Below are 17,968 nucleotides of genomic sequence, written 5' to 3' on the forward strand. Positions count from 1 at the left end.
GTTTGCCAAGCACATTGCGTACACGAAGCCGCGGGATTCAGGCCGTTGCGGCCGCAGGCCGGCGCCGGGTCAGGACCACCAGGATCAGCGCCAGCACGACGAAACCGACCGCGACGAAGCCGAGCGCATGCAGGAGTTCGCGGGCGAACAGCAACCCGCCGACGGCGGAGCCAACCGCCTGGCCGATATAGAGGACGGACGTATTGAGCGCGACAGTCGCCGATGCCAGCCGTGGCGCGGCCGCGACCAGCCGCACCTGCTGCATCGAATTGGTCGAGGCAAAGCCGAGGCCCCAGATCGCGACTCCGACCGTCATGAAGGCTAGCGTGCCCGCGCCGAGCGCCCAGCCCGTGATGCCCGCAAGCAGCAGGCAGGTGAACAGCAGCGAGGTCCGATAGGGGCCCGAGGTGTCGACGATGCGGGTGGCGATGACGACGCCGAGGAAGCCGCAAACGCCGTAAAGCGCGAACACCATGCCGACCGCATCGGGACCGGCACCGGTGAGCTTCTTGAGCAACGGGCCCATGAAGGTGAACACCACGAACTGCCCCGACATTTGCAGCATGGTGATCGCCAGCAGCAGCAGAATTGTGCTGTTGCGGCCGACGTCGCGCCAGGTCTTCAGGTCCACCGGCGCGCCTTTCAGGCCTGCCGGCAGACGCAGCAGCAACAAGAGGAAACTGATGCAGCCGAGCACGCCGATCTCGCCATAGGCCGCGCGCCAGCCATAGCGGCTGGCGATGAAGGTGATCAGCGGAAGGCCGACGGCGGCAGCCAGCGACCAGCCGAGGAAGATATAGGCGATGGTGCTGCCCCGCCGCTCCATCGGCACGATCAACGCCGCCGTTCCGGCAGCCTGCGGCGTGTAGAGCGCACCGACCGCGAGCATCACGAGACGGATGGCGAGGAGGCTGGTGTAATCGGGTGCAAACGCCGAGGCGAGATTGCCGAAGGCGAGCACCGCCAGCGTCGTCGTGAGCAGCGTCCGCCGTTCGATGCGGCTTGTCAGCCAGGCCGTCAGCGGCGAGCCGATGCACAGCGTGATCGCGCCGAAGGTGATGAGGAGCCCGGCCGCGTGAATGCTGACGTCGAACCCCGTCGCCAACTCCGGCAGCATGCCCGCCGGGGCCAGCACCGAGCAGCCGGTGACGAGATTGCCGAGCATCAAGGCGGTTGGCGCGAAACGCGGGGCGCGTGCATTTTCCATGCAAGTGCATGTAGAGCAGCCGCCGGGCCAGTTAAAGGGCCGGTGCGAAATAGTTCGTGCGCACGCCCGTTTTATGCGCCGATTTTCTTGGAATTGCCGGATTGCGCAGGCCGAATCGCCTGATATATCGCTCGTTCCCGCTTACCTGCGCTCGTTCGCAGGAGTGAGCCTCAGGAGAAAAGCAATGACTGACCAGTCCAAGGACCAGCCGAAGTCCGAATCCGGCTTCCAATATTCCCTCAGCAATCTGAAGCCCGTGACCCCCGCCGCCAAAGTTACCCTCACCTTTCCGGACGGCGCCCAGCGTCAATACGACCAAAGCATCACCGGCCTCGATATCGCCAAGGGCATCTCGCCGTCGCTGGCCAAGCGCACGGTCGCGATGGCGCTCGACGGCGTCGTCGCCGACCTCAACGATCCCATCGAGGCCGACGCCAAGCTCGAGCTGATCAGCCGCGACGATCCGCGCGCGCTCGAATTGATCCGCCACGATTGCGCCCACGTGCTGGCTGAGGCCGTGCAGACGCTGTGGCCGGGCACGCAGGTCACCATCGGTCCCGTGATCGAGAACGGCTTTTATTACGACTTCTTCCGCAACGAGCCGTTCACGCCGGAAGACTTTGCCGCGATCGAGAAGAAGATGCGCGAGATCATCGCGCGCGACAAACCCTTCACCAAGGAAGTCTGGGACCGCGAGAAGACCAAGCAGGTGTTCCGCGACAAGGGCGAGGCGTTCAAGGTCGAGCTGGTCGACGCCATTCCCGGCACCGAGCCGATCAAGATCTACTACCAGGGCGACTGGTTCGATCTGTGTCGCGGCCCGCACATGACCTCGACCGGCAAGGTCGGCAACGCGTTCAAGCTGATGAAGGTGGCCGGCGCCTACTGGCGCGGCGACAGCAACAACCCGATGCTGACCCGCATCTATGGCACCGCCTTCGCCAAGCAGGAGGATCTCGACGCTTATCTCAAGCAGATCGAGGAAGCCGAGAAGCGCGACCATCGCAAGCTCGGGCGCGAGCTCGACCTCTTCCATTTCCAGGAGGAAGGTCCGGGCGTCGTGTTCTGGCATCCCAAGGGCTGGACCATCTTCCAGCAGCTGATCGCCTATATGCGTAGGCGCCTGACCGGCGACTACAGCGAGGTCAACGCGCCGCAGATCCTCGACAAGGTGCTGTGGGAGACCTCGGGCCATTGGGGCTGGTATCGCGAGAACATGTTCGCGGCGCAGTCGGCCGGCGACGAGGCCGAGGACAAGCGCTGGTTTGCGCTCAAGCCGATGAACTGCCCCGGTCACGTGCAGATCTTCAAGCACGGCCTGAAGAGCTACCGCGACCTGCCCTTGCGCCTCGCCGAGTTCGGCGTGGTGCATCGCTATGAGCCCTCCGGCGCCATGCACGGCCTGATGCGCGTGCGCGGCTTCACCCAGGACGATGCGCACATCTTCTGCACCGAGGACCAGCTCGCCGAAGAGTGCCTGAAGATCAACGAGCTCATCCTGTCGACCTATGCCGATTTCGGCTTCACCGGCGATCTCACGGTGAAGCTGTCGACGCGGCCGGACAAGCGCGTCGGCACCGACGAGATGTGGGATCACGCCGAACGCGTGATGGCCACCGTGCTGCGCGAGATCCAGTCGCAGAACAATCACATCAAGACCGAGATCAACCCGGGCGAAGGCGCCTTCTACGGGCCGAAGTTCGAATATGTCCTGCGCGATGCCATCGGCCGCGACTGGCAGTGCGGCACCACGCAGGTCGACTTCAACCTGCCGGAGCGGTTCGGCGCGTTCTACATCGACCATGACGGCGGCAAGAAGCCGCCTGTCATGGTGCACCGCGCGATCTGCGGCTCGATGGAGCGCTATATCGGCATCCTGATCGAGCACTATGCCGGCAACTTCCCGCTCTGGCTGTCGCCGGTGCAGGCGGTGGTCACCACCATCACCTCGGAAGGCGACGAGTACGCGAAGGTGGTGATGGAGCAGGCACGCCGCGCCGGGCTTCGGGTCGAGATCGACCTGCGCAACGAAAAGATCAACTACAAGGTCCGCGAGCACTCGCTGGCCAAGATCCCCGCCCTGCTCGTGGTCGGCAAGAAGGAGGCCGAGACGCATTCGGTCTCGGTCCGCCGCCTCGGCAGCGACGGCCAGAAGGTGATGACGACCGAGGAGGCGATCGCCGCCCTGGTCGACGAGGCAACCCCGCCCGACGTCAAGCGGGTGCGGGGCGCGGTCTAATCCCTGAAATCGATCTAAACTCGCTTCCGGTTGCGGGCGTGCATGCTTATCTCCGCATGGCACGCCCGACGACCAGTTGAAGAGGATCTCCCAGTGCCCGACGCCATCGAACTCCTGAAGACCCGCCGCTCGGTCAAGCCGCGCGAGATGACCGGCCCTGGCCCCTCCGCGGCCGAGCTCGAGACCATCCTCACCATCGGCGCCCGTGTGCCCGACCATGGCAAGCTGGCGCCCTGGCGCTTCATCATCTTCGAGGGCGACGCCCGCCAGCGCGCCGGCGAGGTGATCGCGAAGGTGTTTGCCCAGAAAAATCCCGGCGCGCCCGCCGCCGACGTCGAGATTGAGCGCAAGCGCCTCACCGACGCGCCGCTGGTGATCGGCATCGTCAGCTTCACCAGGCCGCACCCGAAGGTGCCGGCGTTCGAGCAGGAATTGTCGGCCGGCGCCAGCGCCATGAACATCGTCACGGCCGCGACCGCGCTCGGCTACGGCGCCTGCTGGCTGACCGGCTGGTTCTCGTTCGATCGCGACGTGCTCGACGGTCTCGGCCTCAAGCCGGATGAAAAGCTCGCCGGCTTTATCCACGTGGGCACGCCGACCAAGCCGAGCGAAGACCGTCCGCGGCCGTTCCTTTCGGAAATCGTGACGCGTTTTTAATCGAAGGCTTGTTGACGCCTCTGGCGTCTTGCGGCTTTGATCCCGGCAAGGGAGGAAGCCCGAATGAGACGCCGTGATTTTCTGGTCGGGGCCGCGCTGCTGGCCGGCACGATGGCGCGAAGCCGGGCCGCCGACATCCCCGCCCCCTCGCCCGACGGGCTCGACCGCATCACGGCGTATTTCAACGAAGAGGTCGGAAGCGGCCGCCTGCCGGGCGCCGTGATCCTGGTGCAGCAGCACGGCAAGCCGGTCTATCTGAAGACGTTTGGCCTGCGCGACGTCAGGACCAGTCTTGCGATGACGCCGGATACGATCTTCGCGATCCACTCGATGACCAAGCCGATCACCTGCCTTGGCGCGATGATGCTGATCGACGAAGGCAAGCTCGCGCTCACCGACCCCGTGTCGAAATACGTTCCCCTGTTTGCCGACACCAAGGTCGGTCTCGAGGTCACCCTGCCCGACGGCAAGCTGGAGCTCGATCTCGTGCCGCCGGTCCGCCCCGTCAACATCGAGGATTTGCTGCGGCACACTTCGGGCATCAGCTACGATTATATCGGCGGCAAATGGGTCGAGCAGGCCTACAAGGCCGCCAACATCTTCGAAGGCCAATTCAACAACAGGGAATTCGCCGACCGCATCGCCAAGCTGCCGCTGGCGCGGCAGCCGGGAACGCTGTGGCGCTACGGCCATTCCACCGACGTGCTCGGCAGCGTCATCGAGATCATCTCGGGCCAGACGCTGTATCAGTTCCTGAAACAGCGCATCTTCGACCCGCTCGGCATGAGCAGCACCAAATTCACGCTGGCGACCGAGGACGAGCTCGCGCGGATGGCGCGGCCGCTGCCGAACGATTTCATCCTGCTCGCCGCCGAGCGCGACCGCCTCGATCATCCCGAATGGCAATCCGGCGGCGGCGGCCTGCTCTCGACCATCACCGACTATCAGCGCTTCTCGCAGATGCTGCTCAACGGCGGCGAATTCGAGGGCAAGCGCTATCTCAGCCCTGCCGCGTTCAAGGCCATGACGACCGATCACATCGGACCCGGCTCCGGCGTCGGACGCGATTATTTCTATTTCCCGGGTGACGGCTTCGGCTATGGCTACGGCCTTGCGGTGCGGACCGATCCCGGCAACGCCAAACCGCCGCCGCCGGGCTCGCTCGGCGAGCTGAAATGGGACTCTGGGAGCGGCACCTATTTCGGCGTCGATCCCAAGCTCGACATGGTCTACCTCATGATGCAGCAGACCCAGAACGAGCGCAGCCGCATCACGCCCGCCTTCAAGGCGCTGGTCTACGACTGCTACCCCGAGGGCCTACGCCGCCCGTGAGGCGCGCTGACCGAAATCGGCGAGCAGCTTTGCGATCTCGGCCGCAGGCCGCGCCGCACTGAACAGAAAGCCCTGCACCTCGTTGCAGCCCTCGGCGCGCAGCCAGTCGAGCTGATCCTCGGTCTCGACGCCCTCCGCGGTCGTGGTGATGTTGAGGCTGCGGCCGAGCCCGGAGATCGCGCGCACGATCGCGCTGCAATCGGGCCGCTGCGCCAGATCCTTGACGAACGAGCGGTCGATCTTGATCTTGTCGAACGGGAAGCTCCTGAGATAGCTCAGGCTGGAATAGCCGGTGCCGAAATCATCCATGGAGATGCTGACGCCGAGCTCGCGGAGCTGGTGCAGGATGGCGAGATTGACGTCGGTCTCGGCCAGGAAGATCGACTCGGTGATTTCGAGCTCGAGCCGCCGCGGCGACAGGCCGGACTGCGCCAGCGCCGAGATCACGATTTGCACCAGGTTGCGGCTGCGGAATTGCGCCGGCGACAGATTGACCGCGACCTTGATGTCGGCAGGCCATTTGACGGCCTCGGCGCAGGCTTCGCGCAGCACCCACTCCCCTAGCTGGGTGATGAGGCCGATGTCCTCGGCGACCGGGATGAACTCCGCCGGCGAGATCATGCCCTTGTCCGGATGACGCCAGCGCAGCAGCGACTCGAAGCCGGAGATGCGATCGGAGGCGATCGACACCAGCGGCTGATAGTGCAGCTCGAACTCGCCATTGGCGAACGCACGCCGCAGATCGAGCTCCATGTCGCGGCGCTTCTGCGCCTGCAGGTCCATCTCGCGCTCGAAGAAATGGTGCACGCCGCCGCCGTCGGACTTCGCCCGGTACAGCGCCATGTCGGCATTGCGCATCAGCTCTTCCGGCGTCGCGCCGTCGCCGGGCGACAGCGCGATGCCGATGCTGGCACCAATCACCATCTCCTGGCCGTCGAGGTCATAGGGCGCCTTCAGCATGTCGATCAGCAGGCCAGCGCAGGCGCTGGCCTCGTTCGGCGAGACGTCGGCGGCAAGGATCACCGCGAATTCGTCGCCGCCGAGCCGCGCCGCCAGATTGCCGCCGCGGACGGCAAGGGTTAGGCGCTCGGCGACGTCCTTGAGCAGGCGGTCGCCGACGGGATGACCGAAGGAATCGTTGATGTTCTTGAACAGGTCGAGATCGATGTAGAGCACGCCGACCCGTCTTCCCGCCGCCTGCTCCAGCGCCTGCTTCAGCCGCTCCTGGAAATATTCGCGGTTCGGCAGGTCGGTGAGCCCGTCATGGTGGGCCATGTGCGCGATGCGCGCCTCGGCCTTGCGCCGTTCGGTGATGTCGACCACCGCGACCAGATAGCCGTCGCGATCGTCGAAGGCGACGCGGCGGCCGAAGGTGAGCACCTCGATCTCGCTGCCGTCGGCGCGCAAATGCCGCCAGTTGCGCGATGAGTGGTAGGCCTCGCCGACGCGCTCCAGCGCCTCGGCGTGGCTGTCCCACTCGTCCTCCGGCCAGATCTCGTGCAGCTTCATGCGCAGGAAGGTGGCGCGGCTGTAGCCGTAATGCTGGACCGCGGCGTCGTTGACGCCAAGGAATTCCTTGGTCTGCGCGTCGAACACCCACATCGGCATCGGGTTGCTGTCGAACAGCAGGCGGAACGAGGCGTCGCGCCGCTTCAACGCCGTGACATCGGAGATCGTCAGCGATACCACGTCGGCGAAGGCCGTTGCGCTGAGCCGGAGATGACGTCCGTCGCTTTCGATCTCGAGCTGCTCGCCGCGGCCGCCCGCGACGGCCTTGAGCAGAAAGTCCATGATCTCGGGCAAGGCCAGCAGCGTGTTGCCCTCGCCGATCCGCCGCCACAACAGGTTTCCGGTCGCGACATTCAGCAGCGCGCTTGCGCTGTTGTTGTGGTGCACGACCTGGAGATCGGACGGCTTGCCGCCGGCATCGCGCAGCGTCGCCAGCGAGATCACCGCATCGTCGGTCGAGGCGAAGATCGCATCCAGCAGATTGTACTGGGTGCCGCGCTCGTTGATATAGGCGCCGACCAGCGTGGCGCCCCAGCGCGAGGCCGTCGGCAGCGCCAGCACATCGTAGGTCCGGACCATGCCGTCGCGCACGCAATGCGCGCTGGCTTGATACGGTCGTCCGTTGGTAAGCGCGCTCGTCGCCGCTTCCGACAGCGCGGTGGCGCAATCCGGCGACAATTCGGCGACGGGGATATCCCAACGCTCCTCGCCGAGCCATTTTTGCACGTAGCGTCCGCTGCGTGACAGCTCGAGCGTGCCGTCGTTCTTCAATAGCGCGATGTGATCGGCGAGCCGTCCGAGACTGCCGAGCATCACGTCCTCATAGCGCGGCAGCCGATCGCCCGGCTTCAGCGCGGCACGCCATTTGCGCTGAAGCACCGGGATGTCGTCGAACATTTCGGCGGCCGGTTTTCCCGACACTTTCTTCGCGGCATTCATGGCAGTCCCCAACGCACTTTCCCGGCGCATCCAATGCAGCTGCGCTTAACGACATGTAAAAAGGCCGCAGGCGCGGGTTCCATTCGGCGATTATGACAGTTTTAAGTCAGGTGTTGGTTAGTGGGCGTTAGAGACTATGACGGTGATGCGAAGCTCTCGTGTCCCGGACGCGCTGCAGCGTTCTTACGCTGCTGCGCAGAGCCGGGACCCAGGAAGCCGCAGCACGTGCTGATACATGGGCCCCGGCTCTGCAGCGCACCGCCGAAGAGGCGCTGCTCAGCGTCCGGGGCACGAGAGCGGAGCTTGGCGCACCACTGCGTCAACATCGTCACTGCGAGCGCAGCGACTTGTCCGCCGAAGCCTTGGCGAAGGCCGAAGCAATCCAGAATCCTTCCGCAGTGGCCATATTTAATCCGTCATCCTGAGGTGCGAGGCGTGCGATGCGAACGCATCGCATGCCGAGCCTCGAAGGAGGAACGGCCGAGCTGATGCAGCCGGGCCGTAGCCCTTCGAGGCTTGCTCTGCGTCGCTGTCGCGCCGCAGCGCGCGCACCTCAGGGTGACGGTGATGGATAGAGCTCGCGGCAGCATTCCGTATTCGCTCTCGACGTGGAGACACACCTTCACATCCTCGCGGCGCATTTCGCCCGAGCTTTGCTTCATCGCTTCGCCCTCATAATTGAAAGAGGGCGCAGGGAAGACCGGGTGCCGGCTGGCACCCGCGGTCCACTGTGCGAAATCTGCGTAACAAGAAGCTGCACAGCGGCATACAGGTGTAGCCAGGACATCCCGGCCTTCCCTGCGCAGTGGTTTTACGGCTTATGTCGTGCTCTCCCCGGGGAGCGTTGCACTATTGCCCCCGTCGCCTTGCGGATGGCTGAGGGATGCGTCCGGTTGGACGACACCCATCACCGCAACACTTGACGCACAGACCCCGGGCGTCAGGACCACACGATTTTGCCGTACGCCGATCACACCGGTCGTGTGCGCGAGGTCTTCGCTCACGGTTACCCGCCCTGCGAAGCTGTTCGCGCCGATGTCACCTGCGTCCACCGCCACCCGGCCCGCGTTCGTGACGATCGCGATACGCCCCTCTTCCTTGGGCCGGGTTGCCGCGACACATACGCGATTTCCGAATTTCGGTAAAGTGGAATATTTTTGTCGCCGCGCGTTGACCCAGGGCTCGCGTGTTTTGCCCGCCGGGCAGCGCAAGATCTTGTAGCCCGGATGGAGCGCAGCGTAATCCGGGGAGCCTTGCTACGAGGCACGAGCGCCCCGGATTACGCTCTCGCTCCATCCGGGCTACGAAGCCTCACCCCGCCAGCCTCTCGATCACGATATCGAGCAGCGCGCGCAGACGGGCGAGGCGCCTGAGATCGCGGTGATAACCGACATAGGTGTCGCGGCCGGGCGGCGCCGTTCCGATGTCGAGCGCGACCAGACGGCGGTCGCGGTCGCCGAGCGGACGCGGCAGCACGGCAAAGCCGTCACCGCTGGCGCAAAGCTCGGCCTGCACCTGCCTGTTGTTGCTGCGCGAGGCGATTGCTGCATTCGGCAGTGCGCGCTTCAGCCAAACGGCGTCCGGCATGTCGGCGAACTCGGCATTCATCGTCACGACGCGGACAGCGCTGCCGTCGCCGGCGCGCGGCGGCTTGCTGCCCTTCTTGCCGTAGAGCGCGTAGGGAATGTGCAGCAGCTTTCTGGAGATCACCTCGGGCTCGCTGAACGGCTTGATGCGGAAGACGAGATCGGCTTCACGCCGCGGCAGGCTGTAGAGCCGCGCATCGGTCAGGAGCTCTACCGTCACCTTGGGGTGACGCTTGCCGAACGCGGCGATCACCGGCGACAGCATCACCGTCCCGAACCAGTCCGACGACGACAGGCGCAACAGGCCGTCGAGCTGCGTCTCCGCGCCGGATACATGACGCTCCAGTGCGAGCGCCTCGTCCTCGATCCGCTCGGCATGGCGGAGCACGGCGGCACCCTCGTCGGTCAGCACCAGGCCATCCGCCGTGCGCTGGAACAGGGTCTGGCCCAACGATGTCTCGAGCGCGCGAAGCCGCCGGCCCATCGTCGGCTGGGTCTGGCCGATTTTTCGTGCGGCAGCGCCGAGCGTGCCTTCGCGCGCAATTGCCAGGAAAATGCGCAAATCGCTCCAGTCCATCAGGATTCCCGCCATACAAAAATGTATGACGAGCGTACAGCTTTGTTCCTTCTCATGCAAAATTTCATGGGGATATTGAGCCGATCACGGAGCAAGACGATCATGACGAGACAATCGACGATGCGCGCCGGCGTCCTGGAGACCCACAACGCTCCCTTGCGCGTCTCAACCATCTCCACGCCCGAGATCGGCCCGCACGAGGTGCTGGTGCGGGTGCGCGCGAGCGGGGTCAATCCGCTCGACACCAAGATCCAGGCGGGCGCCGCGGCGCATGCGCGCCATCCGCTGCCGGCGATTCCAGGGATCGATCTCGCCGGCGTGGTCGAACTGGCCGGGCGCGAGGTGAGGCGGTTCAAGCCGGGCGACGAGGTCTACGGCATGACCGGTGGTGTCGGCGGCGTACAGGGATCGCTGGCCGAATTCGCCGCGGTCGATGCCGATCTCCTCGCGCCGAAGCCTGTTAATCTCAGCATGCGGGAAGCTGCCGCCCTGCCGCTGATCGTCATCACGGCCTGGGAAGGCCTGATCGACCGGGCGGCGATGAAGGCGGGTCAGAAGGTATTGATTCATGGCGGTGCGGGCGGCGTCGGTCATGTCGCGATCCAGATCGCGCGCGCCGTCGGAGCGGAGGTGTTCGCAACCGGCTCGCCGTCGCAGCGCGCCACCATCGAAGGTTTCGGCGCCGTATTCATCGACCGCGACAGCTCGGTCGAAACCTACGTGACGCAGCATACCGGCGGCCGCGGCTTCGACATCGTCTACGACACCGTAGGCGGCAAGGTGCTCGACGCTTCCTTCGAAGCAGTGCGCCGCTTCGGCCATGTGGTGAGCGCGCTCGGCTGGGGCACGCATGCGCTTGCGCCGCTGTCATTCCGGGCGGCCACCTATTCAGGCGTGTTCACGCTGCTGCCGCTGCTGACAGCCGAAGGCCGCGCGCATCATGGAGAGATCATGGCGCAAGCCACGCGCCTCGCCGAGGCCGGCAAGCTCGTGCCGCTGCTCGACGCCAGGCGTTTTACGCTGGAGAACGTCGACGAGGCCTATGCGTTGATCAAGGATCACGCCGCCAAGGGCAAGCTGGTCGTCGATGTCTGAGGTGGAGCTTGTGGCCCGGATGAGGGCAGCGCAATCCGGGATTCTCGCTAAAGAGCACGAAGGCCCCGGATTACGCTGCGCTCCATCCGGGCTACGGAGCTGTGCTCGCCGCTAGTCCTCGCTGGACGCGGCGGAGCGGTTGCGCAAGTAGGCCTGCGACAACAGGAAGAACAACGCGCGCTCGCCATGATATTTGGCGGACGGCCGGGTGCGCTCGAAACCATCGGCAAAGATCTTGCCGGACTGGTCGCACACCTGCCATCGCCAGCCAAACCGCTTGCGCCTGGTAAGGATCACTTCGAACATGCCGACGAGCTTGGTCCCCTGCTCCTTGCCGGTCTCGCAAAGGCATCCAAGCCCCTGCTCCGGCCTCCCCCATTAAACGGATGCCCGACATATAACCCAGCCGAGTGGAAAGAGAATAAAATTGATGATCGGAAATTCGTCTCTTGCACCGCTGGGATGAAGATGGCGGGGGTGCGGGAATAAGCTTTCGCCAGCGGTGTTCGCCTTGGCCCCAGCAGGCAATCTGCTGGATCTTGCAGTATTCAAAGCAGAACACAGGGGTTGATGGGGATGAGCATTTTCTCACCAGTCCCCACGGCGGATGCGGCGGTAACAGAAGATGCACGCTGGTGCGCTCGATGAGAATTTCCGTGCGAGCGTCAGGTCGGCGTCAGGTCGCAGGCGGCACCGCCGCCAGGACCTTAGCGCGCGATGGCCTTAGCGCGCGACGACTTCGACCTCGCCGTCGACGCCGTTGACGACGTTGAATCCGCGCTCGTAGACCTTGCCCTCGTTCTTGGCGATGGCGCGGTATTCGCCTTCGGAGAGCACGACGCGCGGGAAGGCGCCGATCGATTCCTTGATGACGTCGCCGCCCGGGGTCAGCACCGACCAGGCGGTGTTGGCGAGCGCCTCGCCGCCCCTGTCGCTGACCAGCTTGAGGGTGATCACGGCAGCTCGGTGGGTGATGGTGACGTCGGTGAGCTTGCTGGCCTGGACGCGGATGTCGGAGCGCACCACCGAATTGGCGTCGCCATAGTTGGAGATGATGTAGTAGGTGCCCTCCGGCAGCAGCACGACGTCGCCGGCGGCGACGTTCGGCACCAAGGAGGCGCGCTCGCCGGATTCGAACTGGCTGCCCTTGTAGATCGCGAACGAGATCTGGTTCTGGGGAATGCGGCTGGTGCCGACCCGGCCCTCGATCCGCAGGCCCCCGGCCGGCAGCACGAAGGACTCACGGTCGGTCTCGGCCTTCAGGCTGACGGTGCGCACCGCGCTGACGAGGCCGAAGGCGACGTGCACGACGTAATTGCCGGGCGGCAGCACGATGTTGGGCGTGGCGCTGCGGTCCTCGCGGATCAGCTTGAAGGTGCCGTTCTCGTCGGGACGGTCGGCAAACACGCGCCAGACCAGGCCGCTGGTGATCGCCGGAGAATCCTTGCCGTATTTCGCGGTCAGCGACAGCACGCCCTGTCCGGGCACGGCCGCATTGAGCGGAGCGGCCGGCGGCACGGTCGTGACCGCGGGCGGCGGCATGCTCGGGGTTGCCGGCTGCATCAGGGTCGGCGGCAGGCTCGGCGGGCCGGCGCCCGGCCCGGAGGGCGGCGCCAGGCTGACGGCGCCGCCGGGCTCGGGCACCGAAGCCGGTGGGACCGGCGGCGGACGATCGGAGAAAAGCTGCGCCTGCGCAGCGTTTTGGCCTGAGGTAACGAGGCACGCGGCAAGGATCAGCGCCGGCAGCAGCCTGCCGCTGCGCCGCCATCCGATGATGCCGTCACCCCCGCGTGTCATGCCCCCTGCTTTTCACCGAAAACGCGGCAAATTCAAGCCTCTGATACCCCTGGAAATACGGGCCCGTGCAGATCGATGGAACCTGGTTGACGCCTGCGTGATTACACCAGAGGCAACCGTCCCTCGCCATACTCCTGCCCCGTGCCCTTTCCAAAGCGGCATAAACCATGCTTCGCGCCTGATATGGCGAAGCGCAAATGCGGTGCCTAGTCTGACGGTGCAGGCCCCGGCGTAGGAGAGTTTCGGTGTTAGACATCTTGAAGGGGCGTGGCGCGAACGGCTCGAACGGTGAGAAGATTGGCCTCGGCCCCACCCGCCGACCGGTCATCGGCCTCGCCCTCGGTGGCGGCGCGGCGCGCGGCTTTGCCCATATCGGAATCCTCAGAACCCTGATTGCCAACGGCATCGTGCCCGACGTCGTGGTCGGCACCTCCATCGGCGCCGTGGTCGGTGGCCTGCATGCGGCCGGCCGGCTCGAGACGTTCGAAGAGTGGGGGCGCAGCCTGCAAGGGATGCGCAACATCCTCGGCTATCTCGACATCCGCCTCAACGGCTCCGGCCTGCTCGGCGGCGAGAAGCTGGCGACCCGCCTCGTGAACGCGGTCGGACAGACCCTAATCGAGGACCTGCCCATCAAGTTCGCAAGCGTCGCGACCGAGGTCCGCACCGGCCACGAGATCTGGCTGACGCGCGGCCGCGTCGTCGATGCGATGCGTGCGTCCTACGCCCTGCCCGGCATCTTCTCGCCCGTCCTGATCGGCGACCGCTGGCTGGTCGACGGCGCGCTGGTGAACCCGGTGCCGGTCTCGGCCGCCCGCGCGCTCGGCGCCGAAATCGTCATCGCCGCAAATCTTTCCAGCGACATCTTCACCCATTCCACGACGATCTATTCGCACGGCGCACTGCCCGCCCCGGTCGCTCCGGAGGCGGCGGAGCCGACGGCCAAGCGGCGCTTCCCGCGCCTGTTCTCGCCCGAGAGGACGATGAAGCGCGAGTTCTTTGGCGGTAATGGCCGGCCCGGCATCTCCTCGGTGATGGTGGATGCCTTCAACATCATGCAGGATCGCATCACCCGCGCCCGCCTTGCCGGCGATCCGCCGGATCTGTTGATCACGCCGCGGGTCGGCCAGTTCGGCTGGTTCGACTTCCACCGCTCCGAGGACCTGATCGCTCATGGCACCCGCGCCGCGGAGCGCGCGCTGGAGTCGATCCAGGAGGCAATCCATGTGCTGGCGCCGGCGCCCGAAGGCACCGCGCCGAAAGCCGGCGAGCAGACCTGATCAGGCCGTCTTGATGTAGTCGCGCAGGGCTTCCTGCTCGGACTCGTATTCCTGGACCCGGCGCTTGACGATGTCGCCGATCGAGATCAGGCCGACCACCTTGCCGCTGTCGATCACCGGCAGATGGCGGAACTTGCCCGACGTCATCATCTCCATGAGCTCGGCGACCGTGTCGGTCTCCTTGCAGGTCACGACCTTGCGGGTCATGACCTGAGCGACCGGCTCCTCCAGCGCGCCGGCGCCGCGCTCGCCGATCACGCGGACGATGTCGCGCTCCGACAGGATGCCCTCGAGCCGGCTCTGGTTCATCACCAGCACCGCGCCGATCTTCTTCTCACCGAGCAGCTTGACCGCGGCAGCCAGCTTCGCGTCGGGCTCGACGCTCACGATCTGGTGGCCCTTGGTGTTGAGAATGGAACGTACCGTCATTGTTGCCTCCCTGAATCGGACCCGTTCCGCCTTTGGCGGCCCGGACTTGTTCTTCGAGTCTTCAACTAACAGTTTTAGCGCCGGTTGCAGGCTCAGGCGCTTTGCGAAGCATCGCCGCTAGCGGCTTGCAGCTTCGGAACATTCTTCCCGCAAATGATGGATGAATTCGGGCCGCGCCGCAAGCGCCGCTTCAAATACGGTCTGAAACGTCCTGTGATGACGCATCCGCAGCATCGTTTCGCACGCGCGGCACGGGATCGAACAGCGCGAACAGCAGCAGGCCGGCGAAGAAGCCGCCGATATGCGCCTGCCAGGCCACGCTCGTGGTTTCGGAATCGATGCCGATCGCACCGACGCCGAAGATGATGTTGACGCCGAACCACACGGCGAGGAAGCCGACCACCCTTCCGTCGCGCAGCGCGCGCGACAGCGGCAGCGCCGGAACCTTTGCTGCGGTATCGGCGTCCGACCGGTTGAACGACAGGAAGCTGCCGCGGACGAACGCGAAGCGGATCGCGGCTGCCATCGCGCCCGACACCGAGGCCGAGGCGCCGATCATCGGCGCCACCGCATGCTCATGGGTGACGAGATGGGCGAGCGCACCGGCCGCCGCCGTCACCGCCAGAAACAGGAAGAACCTGACCGCACCGAAGCGCCGCGCCAGCGCGCTGCCGAACGGCAACAGCCAGAGCACGTTGAAGCCGAGATGGGTCAGATTGGCGTGCAGCAGCGAATAGGTGACGAAGGTCCAGACCTTGGCGCCGGCCCCGCCGGGGATCTGCAAGTTCAGCAGCGAGGAATCGTAGCGCTTGGGGATGAAGCCGAAGACGTCGATGGTCCAGTTCTCGAGCTCCGGCGGCAGCAGCACCCGCAGATGGATCACCGCCAGCAGGACGATATAGGCGGTCAGCGCCACAGGCAGCGTCAGGACCGGCTCGCGCGGAGCCTCCTCATGGGCGGCCGGCAGGCCGGGCTGAGAATCCTGCGGCGGAGAATCGTGCGGGGAATCCAAGGCAGCTTCGCTTTCAGGCGCGATCGGAACGATCCGTTTGGAGATAGTCGCCTTTGCCGGCCTTGCGCAAGTGCACAAAAGGAAAAGGCAGGGCCCTGGGAAGCCCTGCCTGTCCGTGTCGGCCTTCCGGTGCCGGAGGAAATGAAGGTGTATCCCCACCCCTCCCCGCGGCCCGTGACCAAACTGTTTGACGCCCTGTGTACAGGCCCGCCGAGAACCTGGATGAAAGCGGCGAGGCTTGCGACTGCGATCACCATAGCAGCGCCGCGCGAGACGCAAAGGCCATAGTTAATTTAACGTTAACGACGCAAAGACTGCCTTAACGGGGGCGAAAACGCCCTCCCGGCATGGACGCTGCAAATCCCCTCCTGCACAACATCACAAGGGATCGCGGGTGCACTGAAGCGGGACAGCTTTGTCCCTTCGAGGTCGCACCCCGGGATAAGCGTTCAGACATGAAACATCCGTCGAGCCGCGCGTTCTTCGCGTATTGGGACAAGAAGCGCGGCGCCGCACGGGCTCCCGACAGGGCCGACATCGATCCGGCCGCGGTCCGCGGCCTGCTCGGCGACATTTTTGTCCTCTCCTGCGAGCCCAATCTCGGCTTTCCCTTCCGCGTCGCCGGCACACGCGTCTGTGCTCTCGCGGGATGCGACCTCAAGGACCAGAGCTTTGCAGCGCTGTTCACGGCCGCGAGCCGCAGCGAGATCGAGGAGATCACAACCATCGTCGCCGACGAGGCGTTAGGTGCGATCGCCGGCGTCACGGCCGCGCGCGAGGATGGCAGCAAGGCCTATCTCGAGCTGTTGCTGCTGCCCTTCAACGCCCGCCCGCACACGCCGGTGAGCGTGACGGGCGTGCTCGCACCGTTCGACGACGAATGCGGCGCGCTCTCAGCCTTCACCCTCACCTCCTGGCGCTATCTGCACCAGCCGGAGAAGCTGCTGCCGCGCGCGATCCGCAAACTGCAGATCGCACGCGGGCTGATGGTGTATGAGGGGCTGAGATAGTCTCCGCCGCCCGACAAATCACGCGCATGCGGATGGCCGTTTTTGCCGGATCTGCGTCATTCCTGATGTCGTCGCCAAGGGATAGCTTCCGCCTCGCGTGAAGCAACGAGGTTCGGGTGACATCATCATGACATGGCGCGTTCTGGCGTTGAGCGGCGTCGGCTGCGTGGTGCTGCTGGCGGCGATCGGCGGAACCTGGCTGTTCCTGCTGCCCGGCGCGCCGGCTCAGGGAGCCGCCCCTGCGATATCCAAGGAGGAGACCGAAGCGACGCTTGCGGCGCTGAAGCCGCCGAAGCGCAAACGCCCGCTGATTGCCATCGTCGGCATCAACGACATGAGCGAGACGACCGACTATCTGATGCCGTACGGCATCCTCGCGCGCGCCGATGTCGCCGACGTCCTCACATTGGCGACGCAGCCCGGACCCGTCACGCTCTATCCCGCGCTGAAAGTGCAGCCGCATGCGACCATCGCCGAGTTCGACGCGGCGCATCCCGACGGCGCCGATTACGTGATCGTGCCCGCGATGAGCCGCGAAGACGATGCCGTGGCGTTGCAATGGATCAAAAGCCAGGCCGGCAAGGGCGCGATCATCATCGGCGTCTGCGTCGGCGCCAAGGTCGTTGCCAACACCGGACTCCTCGACGGCCGGCAGGCCACCACGCACTGGTATTCGGTGCGCGATCTGCAAAAGCATGCCGCAATCCGCTATGTCGCGGACCGCAGGCTGGTGGTCGATCGCGGCGTTGCGACGACGACCGGCATCACCGCGTCCATGCCGATGGCCCTGACCCTGGTCGAGGCCATCGCCGGCCGCGCCAGGGCCGAGGCGGTCGCCCGCGACATCGGTCTTGCGGAGTGGAATGCGCGCCATCGCAGCGCGGCGTTCCAGTTCACACGCCCGTTCGCGCTGACGGCGATCGCCAACACGCTCGCATTCTGGAACCGCGAGCAACTCGGACTCGCGCTGACGCCAGACATCGACGAGGTGTCGCTTGCGCTTGTCGCTGATGCGTGGTCGCGCACCTATCGCTCGCGCGCCCTCACCTTCGCGGCCACGGCAGAGCCGCAGACGAGCCGTGGCGGTCTTCGCATCCTGCCGGACAACGTCGCGGCCGGCTGGCCGGCAGAGCAGATGCCGCCTGATACCGTCGACTTGCCGCCGGCGCGAGCGCTGGACCGGACGCTGCATGCCATCGATGCGCGCTACGGGTCACGCACGGCCGACTTCGTCGCGATGCAGCTCGAATATCCGAGATGACCGCACGTCAGTGCGCCGGCTGTCGCTAGCAACAGCCG

At 65.5% G+C, this 17,968-nt stretch carries 14 protein-coding genes; 7 read left to right on the plus strand and 7 right to left on the minus strand.

The annotated features are described in order from the left end of the window. Positions 1–37: 37 nt before the first annotated feature. Positions 38–1,207 carry an MFS transporter gene (locus GGD61_RS01635; RefSeq protein WP_183229948.1) on the minus strand — a complete coding sequence of 390 codons (1,170 nt, stop codon included), beginning with the start codon at positions 1,205–1,207 and terminating at the stop codon, positions 38–40. A 184-nt stretch (positions 1,208–1,391) separates the two neighbouring features. On the opposite strand from GGD61_RS01635, the gene thrS reads away from it, so the two are divergent. From thrS to GGD61_RS01650, 3 genes are all read left to right on the plus strand, one after another. Then, complete coding sequence (thrS, locus tag GGD61_RS01640; protein WP_018322151.1) at positions 1,392–3,446, plus strand: threonine--tRNA ligase; 2,055 nt, start codon at positions 1,392–1,394, stop codon at positions 3,444–3,446. A 93-nt stretch (positions 3,447–3,539) separates the two neighbouring features. Beyond that, positions 3,540–4,103, plus strand: a complete 564-nt coding sequence (locus tag GGD61_RS01645) for a nitroreductase (RefSeq protein WP_183229950.1) — start codon at positions 3,540–3,542, stop codon at positions 4,101–4,103. Between the two features lie 63 nt (positions 4,104–4,166). After that, positions 4,167–5,435, plus strand: coding sequence for a serine hydrolase (locus tag GGD61_RS01650; protein WP_183229952.1), 1,269 nt, complete (start codon positions 4,167–4,169; stop codon positions 5,433–5,435). Here the strand turns inward: GGD61_RS01650 and GGD61_RS01655 are convergent. Together GGD61_RS01655 and GGD61_RS01660 are read right to left on the minus strand one after the other, a co-directional pair. Beyond that, the gene (locus GGD61_RS01655) at positions 5,421–7,883 is read right to left on the minus strand and encodes a bifunctional diguanylate cyclase/phosphodiesterase (RefSeq protein ID WP_092260381.1); all 2,463 of its coding nucleotides are present in this window, start codon (positions 7,881–7,883) and stop codon (positions 5,421–5,423) included. The genes GGD61_RS01650 and GGD61_RS01655 overlap by 15 nt on opposite strands. Positions 7,884–9,194: 1,311 nt before the next feature. Beyond that, positions 9,195–10,046 carry a LysR family transcriptional regulator gene (locus tag GGD61_RS01660; protein WP_092259388.1) on the minus strand — a complete coding sequence of 284 codons (852 nt, stop codon included), beginning with the start codon at positions 10,044–10,046 and terminating at the stop codon, positions 9,195–9,197. A 102-nt stretch (positions 10,047–10,148) separates the two neighbouring features. Between GGD61_RS01660 and GGD61_RS01665 the strand changes: the two genes are divergently transcribed. Beyond that, positions 10,149–11,141: a zinc-dependent alcohol dehydrogenase family protein gene (locus tag GGD61_RS01665; RefSeq protein WP_177237234.1), complete on the plus strand. Its 993-nt coding sequence runs from the start codon at positions 10,149–10,151 to the stop codon at positions 11,139–11,141. A 111-nt stretch (positions 11,142–11,252) separates the two neighbouring features. On the opposite strand, the gene GGD61_RS01670 is transcribed toward GGD61_RS01665, so the two are convergent. Together GGD61_RS01670 and GGD61_RS01675 are read right to left on the minus strand one after the other, a co-directional pair. Beyond that, entirely contained in the window at positions 11,253–11,447 is a 195-nt protein-coding gene (locus GGD61_RS01670) for a hypothetical protein (protein ID WP_018322145.1), read from the minus strand. Positions 11,448–11,864: 417 nt separating this feature from the next. Next, the gene (locus tag GGD61_RS01675; protein ID WP_092259287.1) at positions 11,865–12,938 is read right to left on the minus strand and encodes a hypothetical protein; all 1,074 of its coding nucleotides are present in this window, start codon (positions 12,936–12,938) and stop codon (positions 11,865–11,867) included. Between the two features lie 245 nt (positions 12,939–13,183). On the opposite strand from GGD61_RS01675, the gene GGD61_RS01680 reads away from it, so the two are divergent. Further along, positions 13,184–14,218 carry a patatin-like phospholipase family protein gene (locus GGD61_RS01680; RefSeq protein WP_092259284.1) on the plus strand — a complete coding sequence of 345 codons (1,035 nt, stop codon included), beginning with the start codon at positions 13,184–13,186 and terminating at the stop codon, positions 14,216–14,218. Here the strand turns inward: GGD61_RS01680 and GGD61_RS01685 are convergent, their stop codons facing one another. Both GGD61_RS01685 and GGD61_RS01690 read right to left on the minus strand, forming a co-directional pair. After that, a complete protein-coding gene (locus GGD61_RS01685; protein ID WP_092259281.1) occupies positions 14,219–14,647 on the minus strand; it encodes a CBS domain-containing protein in 429 nt (142 codons plus the stop codon). A 190-nt stretch (positions 14,648–14,837) separates the two neighbouring features. Further along, the gene (locus tag GGD61_RS01690; RefSeq protein WP_092259278.1) at positions 14,838–15,659 is read right to left on the minus strand and encodes a rhomboid family intramembrane serine protease; all 822 of its coding nucleotides are present in this window, start codon (positions 15,657–15,659) and stop codon (positions 14,838–14,840) included. Positions 15,660–16,114: 455 nt separating this feature from the next. Here GGD61_RS01690 and GGD61_RS01695 point away from each other — a divergent pair, with 455 nt between their 5' ends. Further along, positions 16,115–16,669 carry a PAS domain-containing protein gene (locus GGD61_RS01695; protein WP_092259275.1) on the plus strand — a complete coding sequence of 185 codons (555 nt, stop codon included), beginning with the start codon at positions 16,115–16,117 and terminating at the stop codon, positions 16,667–16,669. Between the two features lie 127 nt (positions 16,670–16,796). Then, positions 16,797–17,930 carry a DJ-1/PfpI family protein gene (locus tag GGD61_RS01700; protein ID WP_177237233.1) on the plus strand — a complete coding sequence of 378 codons (1,134 nt, stop codon included), beginning with the start codon at positions 16,797–16,799 and terminating at the stop codon, positions 17,928–17,930. Positions 17,931–17,968: the final 38 nt, after the last annotated feature.

This window comes from Bradyrhizobium sp. SBR1B (assembly GCF_014198205.1).
In the GTDB taxonomy this organism is placed as follows: Bacteria; Pseudomonadota; Alphaproteobacteria; order Rhizobiales; family Xanthobacteraceae; genus Bradyrhizobium.

Bases quoted from the DNA above. Each gene is read 5' to 3' on its own strand.
- GGD61_RS01635 (WP_183229948.1), bottom strand. From the start codon at position 1,207: ATGGAAAATGCACGCGCCCCGCGTTTCGCGCCAACCGCCTTGATGCTC.
- thrS (WP_018322151.1), top strand. From the start codon at position 1,392: ATGACTGACCAGTCCAAGGACCAGCCGAAGTCCGAATCCGGCTTCCAA.
- GGD61_RS01650 (WP_183229952.1), top strand. From the start codon at position 4,167: ATGAGACGCCGTGATTTTCTGGTCGGGGCCGCGCTGCTGGCCGGCACG.
- GGD61_RS01655 (WP_092260381.1), bottom strand. From the start codon at position 7,883: ATGAATGCCGCGAAGAAAGTGTCGGGAAAACCGGCCGCCGAAATGTTC.
- GGD61_RS01660 (WP_092259388.1), bottom strand. From the start codon at position 10,046: ATGGACTGGAGCGATTTGCGCATTTTCCTGGCAATTGCGCGCGAAGGC.
- GGD61_RS01665 (WP_177237234.1), top strand. From the start codon at position 10,149: ATGACGAGACAATCGACGATGCGCGCCGGCGTCCTGGAGACCCACAAC.
- GGD61_RS01670 (WP_018322145.1), bottom strand. From the start codon at position 11,447: ATGTTCGAAGTGATCCTTACCAGGCGCAAGCGGTTTGGCTGGCGATGG.
- GGD61_RS01675 (WP_092259287.1), bottom strand. From the start codon at position 12,938: ATGACACGCGGGGGTGACGGCATCATCGGATGGCGGCGCAGCGGCAGG.
- GGD61_RS01685 (WP_092259281.1), bottom strand. From the start codon at position 14,647: ATGACGGTACGTTCCATTCTCAACACCAAGGGCCACCAGATCGTGAGC.
- GGD61_RS01695 (WP_092259275.1), top strand. From the start codon at position 16,115: ATGAAACATCCGTCGAGCCGCGCGTTCTTCGCGTATTGGGACAAGAAG.
- GGD61_RS01700 (WP_177237233.1), top strand. From the start codon at position 16,797: ATGACATGGCGCGTTCTGGCGTTGAGCGGCGTCGGCTGCGTGGTGCTG.